15 protein-coding genes and 2 pseudogenes are annotated in these 15142 nt (G+C 58.7%); 4 read left to right on the top strand and 13 right to left on the bottom strand.

The genetic code is table 11. The features are described from left to right. Positions 1–358: 358 nt before the first annotated feature. On the top strand, positions 359–862 hold the full coding sequence (locus AC07UI_RS22045; protein WP_494994503.1) for an inclusion body family protein: 504 nt from the start codon (positions 359–361) through the stop codon (positions 860–862). A 123-nt stretch (positions 863–985) separates the two neighbouring features. Next, positions 986–1525: an AidA/PixA family protein gene (locus AC07UI_RS22040; protein ID WP_494994502.1), complete on the top strand. Its 540-nt coding sequence runs from the start codon at positions 986–988 to the stop codon at positions 1523–1525. Positions 1526–1752: 227 nt separating this feature from the next. On the opposite strand, the gene AC07UI_RS22035 is transcribed toward AC07UI_RS22040, so the two are convergent. The 9 genes and pseudogenes from AC07UI_RS22035 to AC07UI_RS21995 form a co-directional block, all read right to left on the bottom strand. Next, a complete protein-coding gene (locus tag AC07UI_RS22035; protein ID WP_494994501.1) occupies positions 1753–2244 on the bottom strand; it encodes a DUF4142 domain-containing protein in 492 nt (163 codons plus the stop codon). An 80-nt stretch (positions 2245–2324) separates the two neighbouring features. After that, a complete protein-coding gene (locus tag AC07UI_RS22030) occupies positions 2325–2483 on the bottom strand; it encodes a con-10 family general stress protein (protein ID WP_494994500.1) in 159 nt (52 codons plus the stop codon). A gap of 175 nt (positions 2484–2658) precedes the next feature. Then, a complete protein-coding gene (locus tag AC07UI_RS22025) occupies positions 2659–4002 on the bottom strand; it encodes a diguanylate cyclase domain-containing protein (protein WP_494994499.1) in 1344 nt (447 codons plus the stop codon). A gap of 109 nt (positions 4003–4111) precedes the next feature. Continuing rightward, positions 4112–4460: pseudogene (locus tag AC07UI_RS22020) on the bottom strand (LysE family transporter); the annotation flags it as partial. 180 nt (positions 4461–4640) lie between these two features. Next, positions 4641–4877: pseudogene (locus tag AC07UI_RS22015) on the bottom strand (type 2 periplasmic-binding domain-containing protein); the annotation flags it as partial. Positions 4878–4996: 119 nt separating this feature from the next. Then, positions 4997–6337 (bottom strand): MFS transporter, encoded by a 1341-nt coding sequence (locus AC07UI_RS22010; RefSeq protein WP_494994498.1) that lies wholly within the window; start codon positions 6335–6337, stop codon positions 4997–4999. A 61-nt stretch (positions 6338–6398) separates the two neighbouring features. Then, positions 6399–7340, bottom strand: a complete 942-nt coding sequence (locus tag AC07UI_RS22005; protein ID WP_494994497.1) for a hydroxymethylglutaryl-CoA lyase — start codon at positions 7338–7340, stop codon at positions 6399–6401. After that, positions 7337–8530, bottom strand: coding sequence for a CaiB/BaiF CoA transferase family protein (locus AC07UI_RS22000; protein ID WP_494994496.1), 1194 nt, complete (start codon positions 8528–8530; stop codon positions 7337–7339). The genes AC07UI_RS22005 and AC07UI_RS22000 overlap by 4 nt, the downstream gene beginning before the upstream one ends. A gap of 156 nt (positions 8531–8686) precedes the next feature. Further along, complete coding sequence (locus AC07UI_RS21995; protein ID WP_494994495.1) at positions 8687–9598, bottom strand: LysR family transcriptional regulator; 912 nt, start codon at positions 9596–9598, stop codon at positions 8687–8689. Between the two features lie 482 nt (positions 9599–10080). Here AC07UI_RS21995 and AC07UI_RS21990 point away from each other — a divergent pair, with 482 nt between their 5' ends. After that, a complete protein-coding gene (locus AC07UI_RS21990; RefSeq protein ID WP_494994494.1) occupies positions 10081–11100 on the top strand; it encodes a DUF4917 family protein in 1020 nt (339 codons plus the stop codon). 48 nt (positions 11101–11148) lie between these two features. Here the strand turns inward: AC07UI_RS21990 and AC07UI_RS21985 are convergent, their stop codons facing one another. The 3 genes from AC07UI_RS21985 to AC07UI_RS21975 all read right to left on the bottom strand — a co-directional run bounded on the left by AC07UI_RS21985 (position 11149) and on the right by AC07UI_RS21975 (position 12561). Continuing rightward, entirely contained in the window at positions 11149–11493 is a 345-nt protein-coding gene (locus tag AC07UI_RS21985; RefSeq protein WP_494994493.1) for a YegP family protein, read from the bottom strand. A gap of 168 nt (positions 11494–11661) precedes the next feature. After that, entirely contained in the window at positions 11662–11967 is a 306-nt protein-coding gene (locus tag AC07UI_RS21980) for a ribbon-helix-helix domain-containing protein (protein ID WP_494994492.1), read from the bottom strand. Between the two features lie 12 nt (positions 11968–11979). After that, the gene (locus AC07UI_RS21975) at positions 11980–12561 is read right to left on the bottom strand and encodes a DJ-1/PfpI family protein (RefSeq protein WP_494994491.1); all 582 of its coding nucleotides are present in this window, start codon (positions 12559–12561) and stop codon (positions 11980–11982) included. Positions 12562–12806: 245 nt separating this feature from the next. Here AC07UI_RS21975 and AC07UI_RS21970 point away from each other — a divergent pair, with 245 nt between their 5' ends. Next, a complete protein-coding gene (locus tag AC07UI_RS21970) occupies positions 12807–13727 on the top strand; it encodes a DMT family transporter (protein ID WP_494994490.1) in 921 nt (306 codons plus the stop codon). On the opposite strand, the gene AC07UI_RS21965 is transcribed toward AC07UI_RS21970, so the two are convergent. Continuing rightward, positions 13720–14937 (bottom strand): class I SAM-dependent methyltransferase, encoded by a 1218-nt coding sequence (locus AC07UI_RS21965; protein WP_494994489.1) that lies wholly within the window; start codon positions 14935–14937, stop codon positions 13720–13722. The two genes, AC07UI_RS21970 and AC07UI_RS21965, sit on opposite strands and share 8 nt — an antisense overlap. Positions 14938–15142 lie beyond the last annotated feature (205 nt).

Raw genomic sequence — 15142 nt, 5'->3', positions numbered from 1 at the left:
CCCGCGTCACCAGTTCCTGTGTTGTTCGTGGGTGGACGCAAGGTTGAGGCGCTCGTGCATATTTCAACAAAACAAAACCGGCCTGGATCGCCGGTTTTTTATCGCCAATCGTTCACAACAACTACCGTTCGTCGACCTTATAGCCGTCTGTTTTGACAGCTCGACTTTCGGATCTATCATCCAATCGCGGCCTGCTGGAAGGAACCCGGACCGTTACGTTCAAGGCAAGGAGCCAAGCCAGCTCGTACCCTGTGACAGGTGGGTTCCGCTAGTAGTGTGAAGTTACAACAGCCGTAGGAGAGTCACTGTTGTCGTGTCTGGCAGATGCCAGGCAACCACTATGAAAAGGAGCTTTACGATGTCTAGAGTCACGGATGTGTTGGTCTCCATCGATACTGAAACCATTCTGAAAAACTACCCGAACATCAGTAAAAACCCCGACGCCCCTACAATGATCGACGTCAACCATGTGTACATGGTGACCAACCAGAACAATGTGGTCAGTGGTCAGGCTGGCGGCGAGCTCAATTTGAAAGCCCAGGTCGGTGACCTGATTCGTTGGCGCGAAACCAGCCTGTCGCAGAGCTTTGAAACCGCGGTGATTTTCTACAAGTTCATCGGCAACGTGGGCAATGAGCTGATCTCGACGCCCACGCCGCGCAAGGCTACCGCCTGTGTTGCAGTTCCCAATACCAGCAATCCATCCGTGCCCAGCTGCCAGAAAGTCGATAACCATTACTGGTCTTCGGAAACCCTGTCCACCGGCAGCGTGACGTACCACTTCAATTTCCTGATCGTGGATCGCGACTGCAGGATCGTTGGCTGCTGCTCATGGGATCCGTTCATTACCATCCGTAACTGACGTGGCCGGCCCCTTGGCGACAAGGGGCTTTCCGATTTCGTTACCGCCCCCACTGGAACTGGATGTCGTGCTTGAGCCGGGGGCGGCTGTCACAACCCGTCTACATCATGAAAGGAATCCGTGATGTCCACAGACAACCTCGTCTCTACTTCAGAAAAAACCGAACTCGCCAACAATGTGTTGCTCATCGTCGACACTGAAACCTTGCTGTCACGTTATCCGCAACCCAGCCTTGAGCCGGATACTCCAACGCTGATTGACGACGGATTCATCTTTTCCGCGGGTAGCGCTCAAGTAGAAAAAATCGTCAAAAATGACAGCCTTATTACTCTGACTGCGACCAACGGCAACACCTTCCGCATTCGCGGCCGCACCGTAAGTCTGCGGGCTGAACACAGCGTGGTGTTTTACGACATAGCGGTGGGCGACGCAGGTGTCCTTTCGCCCCCGCAGCTAATCGTCCACAGTGGCCTGACCTTGCCCGCGCCCAACCCTGCAGACCCGATTCAGCCGGTCAGCCAAGAGGCTGATGACCATTACTGGCAATGCAAGCAACTGGCCTGCGGTGTGGAGAAGTGCGAGTTGAGTTTTATGGTGGTGAACCCAAGTTGCGAAGCGGTGGGTTATTTCAGCTGGATGGTTGAGGTGAAGGTGGTCAGTTGAAAGCTCTCAAATAAAAAAACCGGCTCAGAGGCCAATGCCGGTCATTTAAGCACTTGATGCTCAAAACGATCGTCCGAACGCGGCCCGAACCTGAGGCAACTCCTAGACCGCCCAGGTATACGCAAAACCTGTAGGAGCAACTGTCTCGATTGGCTCGCTTGGCATCGACAACAGAACGCACAACGGCGCTTCAATCAGCCGTCCGTTCGGGCGGGCTGAAGGCTGGATTACAGCGCCTTGGCCATTTTCAGGTGATTTTCCAGTTTGGGCAGGGTTTCTTCGGCGAAGGCTTTTAGCTCTGGCACCTCAGAAGTCTGAGCTACCAGTTGAAGCTGCTCGATGGCCGCTTCAGTGGTTTTCACCTGGCTGGCGGCATAGGCCGCGTCGAAGGTGGCGCCGTCCTGTATGTCGGGCATCAGAGTCTTGGCCTTGCTCGCTACCTCTTCTCTGTCTGCGACGGGCAACTCGAGCTTCCTGGCGATTTTGGCCAGATGCTGGTTGGCGGTGGTGCGGTCGTCGATGACCTGAATCGTGTAGTCCTTGATCACTTGGGAGGTGGTTTTCTGGTGGGCCAAGCGGCTGACTTCAATGTCGGCGATGCCTTTGACCGAGACGTCGTTGACAAACTCGACAGGCGATTGTGCAAAGACACTACTGGCGCCAAGCCCCAGCAGCACGGCGAAACTGGCGGTGCGTAATCGGGTAGTCATCCGGCTCATGTGCCGCTCCCTCGTTAAAATGAAAACTCAAGCGGGAGCTTGCGCCCCCGCCTCTCAATCGTTGACTGGATGCGGCCGCTTCAATGGCTTTGCTGCCCGCCTCTACGACCGGCTTTGGCTTTTCCAGGGTCTTTATCGACGCTCATGGTGGTGGTTTTCCCACCTTTACGGCCGGCTTCGGAGGCCTTGGTGCGATCGTTGGCGGTGGTCCCCGAGTTCGGGTTTCTTGAGGTAGGCATGATTCTCTTCCTCTTGGTGAATGATTGCGGCGAGCGATGCCCGCATAGGATCTGAATTTTTATGGCCACAAAGGTTTAGAAAAGTTGTGTCTTTACCGACGAACGGCGCCGGGGAAAAATGCAAAAGCCCGATCAGTGATCGGGCTTTCGCGTTATAGAATTCCAGTCCTGGGTGCTAGGCGAGTACTCGCTGCGCTCGCTTGACCGCATACATCGCCTCATCGGCATGTTTGAACAGCTGCGTTTCTTCACTGCCGTGTTCGGGATACAGCGCGATGCCGATGCTCGGCAGGATGCTCAGGCTGTGGCCGTCCAGGCGTAACGGCTGGTTAAGGACGTAACGGATTTTATCGGACACGGTGCCGGCATCTTCCGGTTCCTGAACGCTGTCGAGCAGGACTACGAACTCATCACCGCCAATGCGCGCCACGGAGTCGGTTTCACGCACACAGCCTTTGAGCCGATTGGCAACGGCTTGCAGCAGCAGGTCGCCGACAGCGTGGCCGTAGGTGTCGTTGACCTGTTTGAAGTGGTCCAGATCGACATACAGCAGCGCCATTCGTCCAGTCTCTTTTCTGGCCCGCGCCAGCGCCGCTTTCACCCGTTCGCGGAGCAATTCCCGGTTGGGTAGCTGGGTCAACTGGTCGTACTGCGCCAAGTACTGCAGCCGGGCATGCAGTTGCTTGCGCTCGATGGCCGCCGCCACTTGTGCGCACACGTATTGCAGCAGCTCTTTGTCTTGCTCGGTGTAGCGCTCGCCACCGGGTGTGCTTTTTACGATCAGCGCGCCGATGGTGCCCTTCTGTGAGCTGAGCGGCACCCCGAGCCAGCAAGGGGAATCCTGTCCCCTGCTGAGGTCGCGAAACTCGGGCAGCCGGCCATAATCGTCGGGAGTCAACAGGATCGGCTGACCGCTGCGAATCACCTCGGCGCACAGACTGCCGGTCGCCGTTCCTGTCTGCTCCGGGCACTTTTCGTGGTCGTCGATATGGTAGGGAAAACTGATTTGCCCGCACTGTTCGTCGTACAGCGCCACGGAGAAGTTCAGTGCTGGCAGCCATTCGCCGATGATCCGGTGGATACGCTCGAACAGTGCCAGCAAATCCTCGGCAGCATGAGCAGCCTCAGAGATCGCATAAAGCGCCGCCTGTTTGGATTCAGCCTGTTTACGCTCGGTGATGTCATGGGCCACGGCAATACGCAGTTGATCGACTTCGGACCAGCGCGCCGACCACATGATGTGCGCTATTTGCCCGTCCTTGCGCAAATAGCGGTTCTCGAAGTTGGGCTTGGGCTGGCCGCTCATGATTTCCCGGGCAGCTTGCAAGGTCCGGGCACGGTCGGCGGGATGGACCATGTCGATCATCGGCTGGCCGATCAGTTCGTCAGGCGTATAGCCAAAAATACGCTCACAGGCGGCGCTGACGAACACGAAGCGACCTTGGGCATCGACCGCACATACGGCGTCCAACAACAGGTCAATGTAGCTCGCCAGCGGCGCGGAGTTCTGGGTGGCCATCAGTAATCGATACTGTCCTGAAATTTAAAGCACAGAGTACCAATCCCTCGATCCGATCAACGGCTGTCGCCGATGAACTCTTTTTGCTGCCGCAGCCCTGCGATCAGCCTCAAGCCTTGTTCGCCAACAATCCTGGCACTGCATGCAGCAAGGCATTGACGGCAAAGCCGATGAACATCACCCCGCAAATCCGGGTGATCGCCAGCTCATGCTGTTGGTACACCGTACGCACCTGCCGCGCGCCGACAACTGCGATGAGAATAGCGTATGCAGCGATCCCGCCAACGAAACTCAAGAAGATTAGCCAGGGCAGCATCGACCAGTTCAACAACTCGGCGTGTCGCCACAGCCACCGGATAGGCTTTGGGGTTGGTCAGACCAAACATGATGCCGTGCCGGAACGGTTGCCGCGCGGGCCCTTGAGGCGTTTCGGCGCCACTGCGACGGGCGCGAATGGCCCCGGGGTGATGCCGTAGATGAAACCGCAAGCAAGTACGGCCAAGAGCAACGAGGATGTCATCAAGGGTTTCTCATCAAGGGCAATCCCCCCAATCGGCGGGCGACGGGGCCGAAGTTTATCGCAGCAAGATGGACTGCGGGATACCGTCCGGCAAGCGCTCATAAATCCGCAAAAAATTTCATCCCCGCCCTACCACTTTCCCAATCTGCCCATTCAACCAGTTCAATGCCTGATCAGCGCCGCGGCGATTATGCCAGGCGCGGACGAAGGTGAATGAGGGGATCTTGAAGAGCGGTGGCATCACCAGCAGCTGTTGCTGATCGATGTTGCGCAGGCCGCGGGAAGCGACGGTGAGAATCAGGTCGGTGCCGCTGATGAATTGCGGGGCGACACTCCAGTGCGGCCGGCTCCAGGCCTAAGGAGCTGCACGGCTACCAGGTCCCGCCCTCGATGAGCAGTCAAAAACTATCGCTCCTGGCGGAGCGACAGTCGAGATACAAGGCGCTGCCGACAGGCTGCGATCTTTCAGGGCCTTCAATCCCCCTGAAGCTTGTCCAGCGTGCGCAGTTTCTGCGGCAATCCCCACAACAGCAGTGCAGCAGCGATGAGCGCGGCAACACCGATGACGTACAGCGCGGGTGTGGTGCTGCCGGTCAGGTCCTTGATCCGCCCGACCATGACCGGGCTGACGATACCGCCGAACTGTCCGAGGGTGTTGATCACCGCGATCCCGCCCGCCGCACCGGCGCCTGCACCGGCCAGCAGTTTCGGCGGCAGGGTCCAGAAGGTCGGGATCGAGGCGATGATGCCCGCGCCCAACAAGCTCAGAGCGACAATCAGGAACGTGGTGTGGTCGGCAAAGATTCCCGCACAGAAGAACCCCACCGCGCCGAGCGCTACCAACCCGCTGACGAACTTGCGCCGCTCGCCGGTGGCATCGGACAAGCGCCCGATCACTACCATGCTGATGGCGCCACACACATAAGGGATGGCCGTCAGCAAACCGATTATCACCGGGCTCTGGGTGCCGGCGCTGCGGATCAATTGCGGCGCCCAGAAGTTCAGGCCATAGGACGCGATCTGGATCAGGAAGTAGATCAGGCCCAAGGTCAGAAAGCCCGGAATACGCAACGCCGCCAGCAATGAACTGCCGCCCTTGTGCGGCTCATGTTGGGCAACGCGGCTCGAGAGCAGGGTTTTCTCTGCCGGGGTCAGCCAGTGAGCGTCTTCGATGCGATCCTTGAGCAGGGTCAGCACCATGCAACCAAGGCCGATGCACGGCAAACCACCCAGCAGGAACAACCAGTGCCAGCCACGCATGTGCATGACGCCGTCCAGATGCTCCAGTACCAGGCCGGAGAACGGCGCCCCCACCAACCCGGCAAAAGCCGAGGCCAGAAACAGCATCGAGGTGATGCGCCCGCGGTAGTGTTGCGGGAACCACAGCGTCAGGTAATACAGCACGCCAGGTGCGAAACCGGCTTCCATCGCACCGATGACGAAGCGCAAGGCATAGAACTGCCATTCGCTGCTGACGAAGACCATGGCCGCAGTGGCCAGCCCCCAGGACATCATGATCCGCGCAATCCAGCGGCGGGCACCGACCTTGTAGAGCATCATGTTGCTCGGCACTTCGAAGATCACGTAACCGACCACAAACAGCCCGGCACCCAAGCCATAGGCGGTGTCGCTCAGGCTCAAATCAGCCTGCAACTGGAACTTGGCGAAGCTGATGTTGATGCGGTCGAAAAACGCAAACAGGTAGCAGACCATGATCAACGGCATCAGTCGCCAGGCGACTTTGCTGACCAGGTTTTTTTCGGCATCGTGTGTAGCGGCCGGGCTCGCGCCCGCCTCCAGGACATTAAGGCTCATCGTGTTTCTCCAGGCGGACTTCCCGTGGGTGTCCGATTGTTTTTGTTGTCTGGTTCAGGTGCTAAAGCGTTGCCAGGTAATCCGGCGCCGGATGCAGGTCACAGTTGCGTCCGGCTTTGGCCACCTGGCCCGGCAATTCATGGCCAAGCAGCGCCGGCAAGCGTCGGGACATCTGTAACAGGTGCGGTAGATCGATACCGGTACGGATACCCATTTCATCGCACAGGTTGACCAGGTCTTCGGTGCAAATATTCCCCGATGCACCCGGCGCAAATGGACAACCGCCGAGCCCGCCCAGCGCCGCATCAAAACGGCGAGCGCCGGCCTCATAAGCGGCCAGCACGTTGCACAAGCCAAGACCGCGGGTGTTGTGGAAATGCAGGGTCAGATCGGCCGCCGGCAGGCGCTGCAATACCCGCTGCACCAACCGCTCGACCTGTCGCGGATTGGCCATGCCGGTAGTGTCGGCCAGGGTGATGCCTTGCATGCCCAGTTCCAGATACGCGTCGACGATCTGCAGCACACGGTCTTCATCGACCTTGCCTTCGAACGGGCAACCGAAGGTGGTGGCAATACTCGCGTTGAGCCTCACCGATGAACCGCTGACGAACTCGACCACCTCGCCGAACGCTGCCAACGAGCGCTCGCAACTCATGCGCATGTTCGCCAGGTTGTGAGTCTGGCTGGCGGACATCACCAGGTTCAGCTCATCGGCCGCAGACTCCAGCGCCCGTTGCGCGCCTTTGAGGTTGGGGATCAGCGCGACGTAGATCACACCCGGCTGCCGGGTAATGCCCTGGAATACTTGCTCACCGTCGCGCAGGGCTGGAATGGCTTTGGGCGAAACGAATGAACCGGCTTCGATCCGACTGAAACCAGCCAGTGACAGCTGATTGATCAGCGCTATTTTGTCAGCGGTTTCGACCCAGGTTGGCTCGATCTGCAAGCCGTCTCGGGGGGAGACCTCCTGAACGATCAAGGTCTCGCAGACGTCGCGAATCATTGCACCACCCCTTCGGCTTTCAGTCGTTCTATGTCCAGACCCGAAAGGCCCAGCTCAGCCAGAATCCCGTCGGTATGCTGGCCCAGACTCGGCCCCGACCAGTTCACACTGCCCGGCGTCTCGGACAACTTGGGTACGATACCGGGCATCTTCACCGTGGCGCCGCCGGGCAGTTGTGCACTGAGCAGCATGTCCCGCGCCTGGTAGTGCGGGTCGGCAACGATGTCGGCCACCGAGTAGATGCGTCCGGCGGGAACTTCGGCCTCCTGCAATATGGCCAGCACTTGCTCGATCGGCAGGCTGCTGGTCCAGTGTGTGATCGCAGCATCGAGCAATCCACTCTTGGCGGCGCGCCCATCGTTATGGGCAAACTCCGGTGCTTCGGCCAGGTCGATACGGCCGATAACTTCCATCAAGCGCTTGTAGATCGGGTCGCTATTGCCGGCAATCACTACGTAAGCGCCGTCGGCGGTCAAGTAGGTGTTCGATGGTGCAATACCCGGCAAGGCACCGCCGCTACGCTCGCGGACGTGGCCGAGCATGTCGTATTCCGGCACCAGGCTTTCCATCAGATTGAACACGCTTTCGGCCAGGGACACATCGACCACCTGCCCTTCGCCCTGCCCGGTCTTGACCCGCAACAACGACATCAAAGCACCGATTACGGCATGCAGCGACGCCAGCGAATCACCGAGACTGACACCGACCCGCGCCGGCGGCGAACCCGGGGTGCCGGTGGTGTAGCGAATGCCGCCCATGGCCTCGCCGATGGCGCCAAAACCGGGGCGGTCGCGATACGGGCCGGTCTGGCCATAACCGGAAATGCGTACCAGCGTCAGGTTCGGATTGAGGGCATGCAGCACGTCCCAGCCCAGCCCGAGTTTTTCCAGGGCACCGGGGCGCAGGTTTTCGATCAATACGTCGGCGCTGCTGGCGAGTTGCTTGACCAGTTCAATGCCTTCGGGGGATTTCAGATTCAGGGCCAGGGATTTTTTGTTCCGCGATTGCAGGTACCACCACAGGGACGTGCCTTCGTGCAGCTTTCGCCACTTGCGAAGCGGGTCGCCCTGGCCGATGGATTCGATCTTGATCACCTCGGCACCGAACTCGGCCAGCACGCGTGCGGCGAACGGTGCGGCAATCAGTGTGCCGATCTCGATTACCTTGATGCCACTCAGAGGGGCAGTCATGGGGGTACCTCTTATTCTTGGAATGTGTGCCAAGGCTAGAGGAGCGATGCCACTGGAATCCAACCTTCAGTTGGCAACGAGCGTTCGCGAAACGCGAAGGGTTGATTGGAAGAGGTCAGAAAGATCGTTCCCACGCTCTGCGTGGGAACGATCAACTCAGCCTTGCTCCCCGCGCAAACACTCAAACAATAACTGGCTCACCGGCGACAGCGCCGCTTCATCGCGCACCACCAGAATCAGCATGCGTTCGGACCACTCGTCACTGAGCGGTACCGCGTGCAAGCCCAGTGCCCGACCAAACAGTTCATAGGCGCGCAGCGGCAAAATGCCGATACCCATATTGGCCTGGACCATACGGCACATGGCATCAAACCCGGGCACATGAATCCGCAGGCGCAGCACTTTGCCCGCCTTGCGCGCTGCCGCATGAGTGCGCATGTTGATCGAACTGGCGGCGTGCAGACCGACATAATCGCTGTCCAGCGTGTCGGCAAATGCCAATTCGTGCTCAATGGCCAGCGGATGATCCGGGCGCATCAGCACCACCAGTTTGTCACGCCGGTAAGGCGCGCTGTGCAGGCCTTTGATATCGCTGTCACTGGAACAGATGCCGAGGTCCGCCACGCCATCCAGCACACCTTGAATCACCCGGTTACTGGGGCGTTCTTCGAGATCGGTTTTGACTTGCGGATGACGTTCGGAAAAATCCCGCAGGTCTTCGGGCAAGAACTCGATGATCGCCGAGAGATTGGCCAGCATCCGCACATAACCGCGCACGCCATGGCTGTGCTCACCGAGTTCGAGGCCCATTTTCTCAAGGTTGAACAGCATCTGCCGCGCATGGTGCAGCAGGGTTTCACCGGCCGCCGTCAGGGTCATGCCCTTGGCCTGGCGCACGAACAAACTGATACCCAGCGCCTCCTCCAGTTCCATCAACCGCTTGCTCGCCGCCGACACCGCAATCGCCTCACGAGCGGCGGCGCGGGTCAACGTGCCCTCTTCGTGGACGGCAACGAACAATTGCAGTGTGACCAGATCCACACGACGTATCAGGCTTTTTTGCAGCATCGAAGACTCGGCGATATCGGCTCAGTCGGAGACCGCAGCATATCGCTCTTTTTGATCCCCAAGGGACTGACAATGTTCAAAGCACTCTGTGAACTGCAGGTGGTTTGCTACAGAATCACGGCCGGGATCTCCGCTACTGAATAGACAAGGAATTCAATGAAGAGCAGAACCACGTTACTGATCACCTGCTGCACTCAGTGCAATCGCCGGCCGGCTGGTGAGCCAACAGGCCTGGCCATTGGCGCTGTTGTGCACGCTGCTGGCCCTGGGCGCGATGTTCTGCGTGCTGCTCATTCCCCGCCCGCAACTCAACGAACAAAACGTCGTATGACGCACCGCGTTTACTGCTGAACCGCTAATACCGATTCAATGGGCGCCTACAGGGTCGACGGATCTGTCGAACGGTATGTTGATCTGGCTCAACACCCGGTCGTGATAAAGTCTGTGCCCTGTACACCTTCAGCCTTGAGACGACGAACGCGATGATGGATTTCCAGGAATTTGATGCCGAACTTGAAGACTGGAACGCGTTGCGCGCAACCACCTCGTTCACCGGCCTGCTGGTAGGTAACGGCGCAAGCCGCGCGGTGTGGGACGACTTCGGCTATGACTCGCTGTTCGAGAACGCCCGAACCGTCGAAGAAAAGCCCCTGAGCCAGTCCGAGCTGAGTGTCTTCGAGGCCATGGGCACGCGCATTTTCGAGCAGGTACTGAGCGCGTTGAAGACCACCAGTCGGGTCAACAAGGCACTGGCCATCAGCTCGGCGTCGCCGCGCAATCGCTATTACGCGATCAAGGAAGCACTGATCAACACCGTGCATGCGGTGCACATTCCCTGGCGCCTGATGCAGGCCTCGAGCCTGGCGAAGATCAATCAAGAGCTGGGCAGCTACCCAACGGTATTCACCACCAATTACGACCTGCTCAACTATTGGGCGATCATGCATGATTCACCGGTCATCACGGACCTGTTTCAAGGCGCTGACTCAAGCTTCGATTTGAGCAATTCCCGGACTGATTCGGCGCGCATTCTCTACTTGCATGGCGGCCTGCATCTGGTGAGAAATTCGGACGGCACCGCACGCAAGTTGACCTCGACTGCAGGCACCCTGCTGGGCAGTTTCGCCATCAACAACACCATCAAAACCCTGGATGATGTGCCACTGTTCATCAGCGAAGGCACCACCCAGGACAAGCTCAAGGCCATCCGCAGTTCGGACTACCTGTCCTTCTGCTACGAACAGTTGCTGACCCATGAGGGCGCCCTGTGCATCTTCGGCCACAGCCTCGGCGAACAGGACAGCCATATCGTCCACGCCTTGCGCCAGGCGAAACTCAAGACCATCGCCGTCTCGATCTACCCGCGCAGTAAGGCGTTCATCCAGCATCAGAAGCGCCATTACACAACGTTGTTCGAGGGCATGGATGTGACGCTGCGGTTTTTTGATTCCAAGAGCCATGGGCTGGGCAGTCCACAGCTGTCGGTGCCGGTCGAACGCTAAAAACGTCGATTGTTCCCACGCCCGCGTGGGAACAATCAGGCGATCAGGTCAAAGCACTGGCAGGGTTTTGTCCTTCACCACTGTGCTCGGCCCGTTGGCCTTGACGCTGGCAATGCCTTTATCGCGCGCTGCATCGGAGGAGTAGGCCTCACCGCTACCGATGATCTGGTGGTTGGCGGCCGTGAGATTGAAATACGGATGACCATCCTTGGTGGCTTTTTTCTCGTAGCGTTCCGCAAGCGGGCTATTAGCCTGAACCGAGGCGATGCCACTCTCGGCTGCACTATGGGTGGTGTACAGCTCACTGGTAAGAATGATTTCGGCGTTGGCCGCTTTAAGGACAAAGCGGAACTGACCATTACTGCTTTTGCTCAACTCGTACCATCCAGACATGACGCTACTCCTGTCGACTGATAAGGATTGCTGCGCATCAGAGTAAAGACCGCGCCCAGTGTTTCGCCAATATCGCCGCGGACTTCCTGGAAGGTTATTCTGATCAAGCGTTTGGTCGCCTGATACATGCGCATCGCAATGAGGCCAGGGGCTATCCAAAAACCGGCTCTACTTCACCGCCGTGCGTACCATGCTCAACACGGGTGTCACCGTGCGCCGCTGAGCCAGATACCGCGTGCAACTGACCCGCAGGAACGAGGCGAAATTCACCACTTCACCGCGGTAGTCCATCACCTCTTCATACAGTTTGGCGATCAGTTGATTGGTGCTCATGCCATCGACCTCGGCGATTTCGCCGAGGATGTCCCAGAACAGGTTTTCCAGGCGCAAGGTGGTCACCACCCCGCAAATGCGCAGCGAGCGGGAGCGTGATTCGTAGAGAATCGGATCGGCTTTGACGTAGAGCTCGCACATACGATCTGTCTCCTACAAGGTGATCCTGGTGCCCAGCAAGCCGAGGAAACCCGCCAGCCAGCCCGGATGCGCCGGCCAGGCCGGGGCCGTCACCAGATTGCCCTGAACATGACCTTCCGTCACCGGAATATCGATAAACGTACCGCCGGCCAGGCGCACTTCCGGGGCACAGGCCGGGTAAGCGCTGCACTCGCGGCCTTCAAGAATGCCCGCCGCCGCCAGCAATTGCGCGCCATGGCAGACTGCTGCAATTGGTTTGCCGGCCTTATCGAAGGCTTGCACCAACTGCAGGACCTTCTCGTTCAAGCGCAGGTATTCCGGGGCACGGCCACCGGGCACCAGCAGCGCGTCGTAATCCGCTGCATCGACCTTGGCAAAGTCGAAGTTCAGCGCAAACAGATGCCCCGGCTTTTCGCTGTAGGTCTGATCGCCTTCGAAATCGTGGATTGCCGTACGTACGGTTTGCCCGGCGGTTTTATCAGGACACACCGCATGCACGGTGTGGCCGACCATCAGCAGCGCCTGAAACGGCACCATCACTTCGTAGTCTTCGACGTAGTCGCCGACCAGCATCAGAATTTTTTTAGCGGCCATGGAAATGACTCCTCTCGCAGAAACACATGGGCAACAAGAGTATTCAAAGTAGTCCTTAATCAGCTCAGCAGGTAATAACCAGCTACTACGCACAAGCAAGAGGCTTTTTGTGGCGAGGGGCCGTGGTTTTCCAGGTAGCAATGCTGAACTGTACGGATAACTCTGCGCCCAGCTGTAAGAGCGTAAACCCGGGGTTTATGGCTAGATGAAAGCCTCTTCCGCCACTCTCGATTCTGGTTCCCGTTATGTCTTCGCGCGAAAACACCGGCATGGCCCTGGGCCTGCTCGGCGTCATCATCTTCAGCCTGACCCTGCCGTTCACACGGATCGTTGTGCAGGAAATCCACCCACTGCTCAACGGCCTCGGTCGTGCGTTGTTTGCAGCGATTCCGGCGGCGCTGTTGTTGCTCTGGCGTCGGGAAAAATGGCCAACCTGGAAACAGATCAAAGGCCTGAGCCTGGTGATCGCCGGAGTGATTCTGGGGTTCCCGGTGCTGTCGGCCTGGGCGATGCAAACGTTGCCGGCGTCCCATGGCGCGCTAGTCAATGGTTTACAGCCGCTCTGCGTGGCGCTGTATGCCGCGTGGTTGTCCCATGAGCGGCCGTCAAAAGCCTTCTGGGCCTGTGCGGCGCTGGGTAGCTTGCTGGTTTTGAGTTACGCCTTGATCAGCGGTGCCGGCAGTATTCAGGCGGGTGATTTGCTGATGCTCGCAGCGATTGCTGTCGGTGGGTTGGGCTATGCCGAAGGTGGCCGGTTGGCCAAGGAGATGGGGGGCTGGCAGGTGATCTGCTGGGCCTTGGTGCTGTCGACGCCGCTGCTGATCGGGCCGGTGACCTACCTTGCGTTGCAACATCAGGGAGAAATTTCCAGCAAGACCTGGTGGGCGTTCGGTTATGTGTCGATGTTCTCGCAGTTCATCGGCTTTTTCGCCTGGTACGCCGGGCTGGCCATGGGCGGCATTGCGCGGGTCAGTCAGATCCAGCTGCTGCAGATCTTCTTCACCATCGCCTTTTCGGCGCTGTTCTTCGGCGAGCACATCGAACCGATTACCTGGCTGTTCGCCGTGGGTGTGATCGTCACCGTGATGCTCGGACGCAAGACCAGCGTGCGCCCGGCTCAGCCAGGCACATTGCCGTCAGGGATTACGCTCAAGTCCTTTAAATAAGAAGCCCGTCGGCCTGCAACAGCGTTTCCAGGCAGTGTTCGCTGATGTTGTAGAAGGCTTTGAGCTCCTGAATCCTCACCAGCAGCTGAGCCGGGTCGACCGGCTCGGCACGCTTGACCGCCAGAATCATCTTGTTCTTGTTGGTGTGTTCCAGCGAGATGAACTCGAAGACCTTGGTCTCGTAACCACAGGCTTCGAGGAACAACGCCCGCAGACTGTCGGTGACCATCTCGGCCTGCTGACCCATGTGCAACCCGTATTGCAGCATCGGCTTGAGCAACGCCGGGCTCTGGATTTGCAAGCGGATCTGCTTATGGCAGCACGGCGAGCACATGATGATCGCCGCACCGGAGCGGATGCCCATGTGGATGGCGTAATCGGTGGCGATGTCGCAGGCGTGCAACGCGATCATCACGTCGATCGCGGTTGGGGCAAACGTGCGCACATCACCGTGCTGGAAGGTCAGACCGGGATGCTCCAGGCGCGCCGCGGCGTTGTTGCACAAGGTCACCATGTCCTCGCGCAACTCGACGCCGGTCACCAGCCCTTCGGCCTGCAAGGTGTTGCGCAGGTAGTCATGGATGGCGAAGGTCAGATAGCCCTTGCCCGAACCGAAGTCCGCGACCCGCACCGGCTGATCCAGCGCCAGCGGTGAGGACGTCAGGGCATGGCTGAACACCTCGATGAACTTGTTGATCTGCTTCCACTTGCGCGACATCGCCGGGATCAGCTCATGCTGCTTGTTGGTCACGCCCAGGTCAGCCAGGAATGGTCGGCTCAACTCCAGGAAACGGTTCTTCTCGCGATTGTGCTCCGCAGACGGCACTTCACGCTGCTGTTGAGTTTTGCCCCTGAACAGCGAACTTTTGCCCTTTTTACTGTATTCGAGCTGCACCTCGTCGGTCAGCGACAGCAAGTGTGCGTTCTTGAACGACTCCGGCAACAGGTCGGCAATCGCCGCCACACCGTCGGCCAACGAGAAATTCCTGGTGATGTCGCGAGTCTTGTAGCGGTAGACGAAGGACAGGCACGGCTGTTCCTTCACGGTCAGTTGCTTGATGATCAACCGTTGCAGATCCACCTCGGCACCGACGTACTTGGCCAGTACCAGTTTGATAAAGGAATTCTGCGCGAGGCTTGTGTCCAGCAGATTCAAGAACTGCGCGTGATGATCCGGCACGAGGCTGGCGGGAGTTGCGGTGACTGACATGTAAAAAGCGCCTCGGGCGGTGCAGATCGGGAATTGGAGCGTATTTTAGGGGGGATGGGGTTTGAGGGCACGGAGTTATTTTCAGACGGGCCCGGATCGCGCAATCCAGACCCCGAATACAACAGACCCTAGTGGCCTGTGTGGCTAGTTCGTTAGCTCAAATTCGGATGCCGGCGGCCCAGAGCCAAGGCGCTGTGACGAGTCA

The organism is Pseudomonas sp. GW821-FHT04C07, from assembly GCF_059420325.1.
This window is presented reverse-complemented; position numbering and strand designations above follow the sequence as displayed.

Coding starts and splice junctions, on each gene's coding strand:
- AC07UI_RS22045 (WP_494994503.1), top strand. CDS start 359: ATGTCTAGAGTCACGGATGTGTTGGTCTCCATCGATACTGAAACCATT.
- AC07UI_RS22040 (WP_494994502.1), top strand. CDS start 986: ATGTCCACAGACAACCTCGTCTCTACTTCAGAAAAAACCGAACTCGCC.
- AC07UI_RS22035 (WP_494994501.1), bottom strand. CDS start 2,244: ATGAGCCGGATGACTACCCGATTACGCACCGCCAGTTTCGCCGTGCTG.
- AC07UI_RS22030 (WP_494994500.1), bottom strand. CDS start 2,483: ATGCCTACCTCAAGAAACCCGAACTCGGGGACCACCGCCAACGATCGC.
- AC07UI_RS22025 (WP_494994499.1), bottom strand. CDS start 4,002: ATGGCCACCCAGAACTCCGCGCCGCTGGCGAGCTACATTGACCTGTTG.
- AC07UI_RS22010 (WP_494994498.1), bottom strand. CDS start 6,337: ATGAGCCTTAATGTCCTGGAGGCGGGCGCGAGCCCGGCCGCTACACAC.
- AC07UI_RS22005 (WP_494994497.1), bottom strand. CDS start 7,340: ATGATTCGCGACGTCTGCGAGACCTTGATCGTTCAGGAGGTCTCCCCC.
- AC07UI_RS22000 (WP_494994496.1), bottom strand. CDS start 8,530: ATGACTGCCCCTCTGAGTGGCATCAAGGTAATCGAGATCGGCACACTG.
- AC07UI_RS21995 (WP_494994495.1), bottom strand. CDS start 9,598: ATGCTGCAAAAAAGCCTGATACGTCGTGTGGATCTGGTCACACTGCAA.
- AC07UI_RS21990 (WP_494994494.1), top strand. CDS start 10,081: ATGATGGATTTCCAGGAATTTGATGCCGAACTTGAAGACTGGAACGCG.
- AC07UI_RS21985 (WP_494994493.1), bottom strand. CDS start 11,493: ATGTCTGGATGGTACGAGTTGAGCAAAAGCAGTAATGGTCAGTTCCGC.
- AC07UI_RS21980 (WP_494994492.1), bottom strand. CDS start 11,967: ATGTGCGAGCTCTACGTCAAAGCCGATCCGATTCTCTACGAATCACGC.
- AC07UI_RS21975 (WP_494994491.1), bottom strand. CDS start 12,561: ATGGCCGCTAAAAAAATTCTGATGCTGGTCGGCGACTACGTCGAAGAC.
- AC07UI_RS21970 (WP_494994490.1), top strand. CDS start 12,807: ATGTCTTCGCGCGAAAACACCGGCATGGCCCTGGGCCTGCTCGGCGTC.
- AC07UI_RS21965 (WP_494994489.1), bottom strand. CDS start 14,937: ATGTCAGTCACCGCAACTCCCGCCAGCCTCGTGCCGGATCATCACGCG.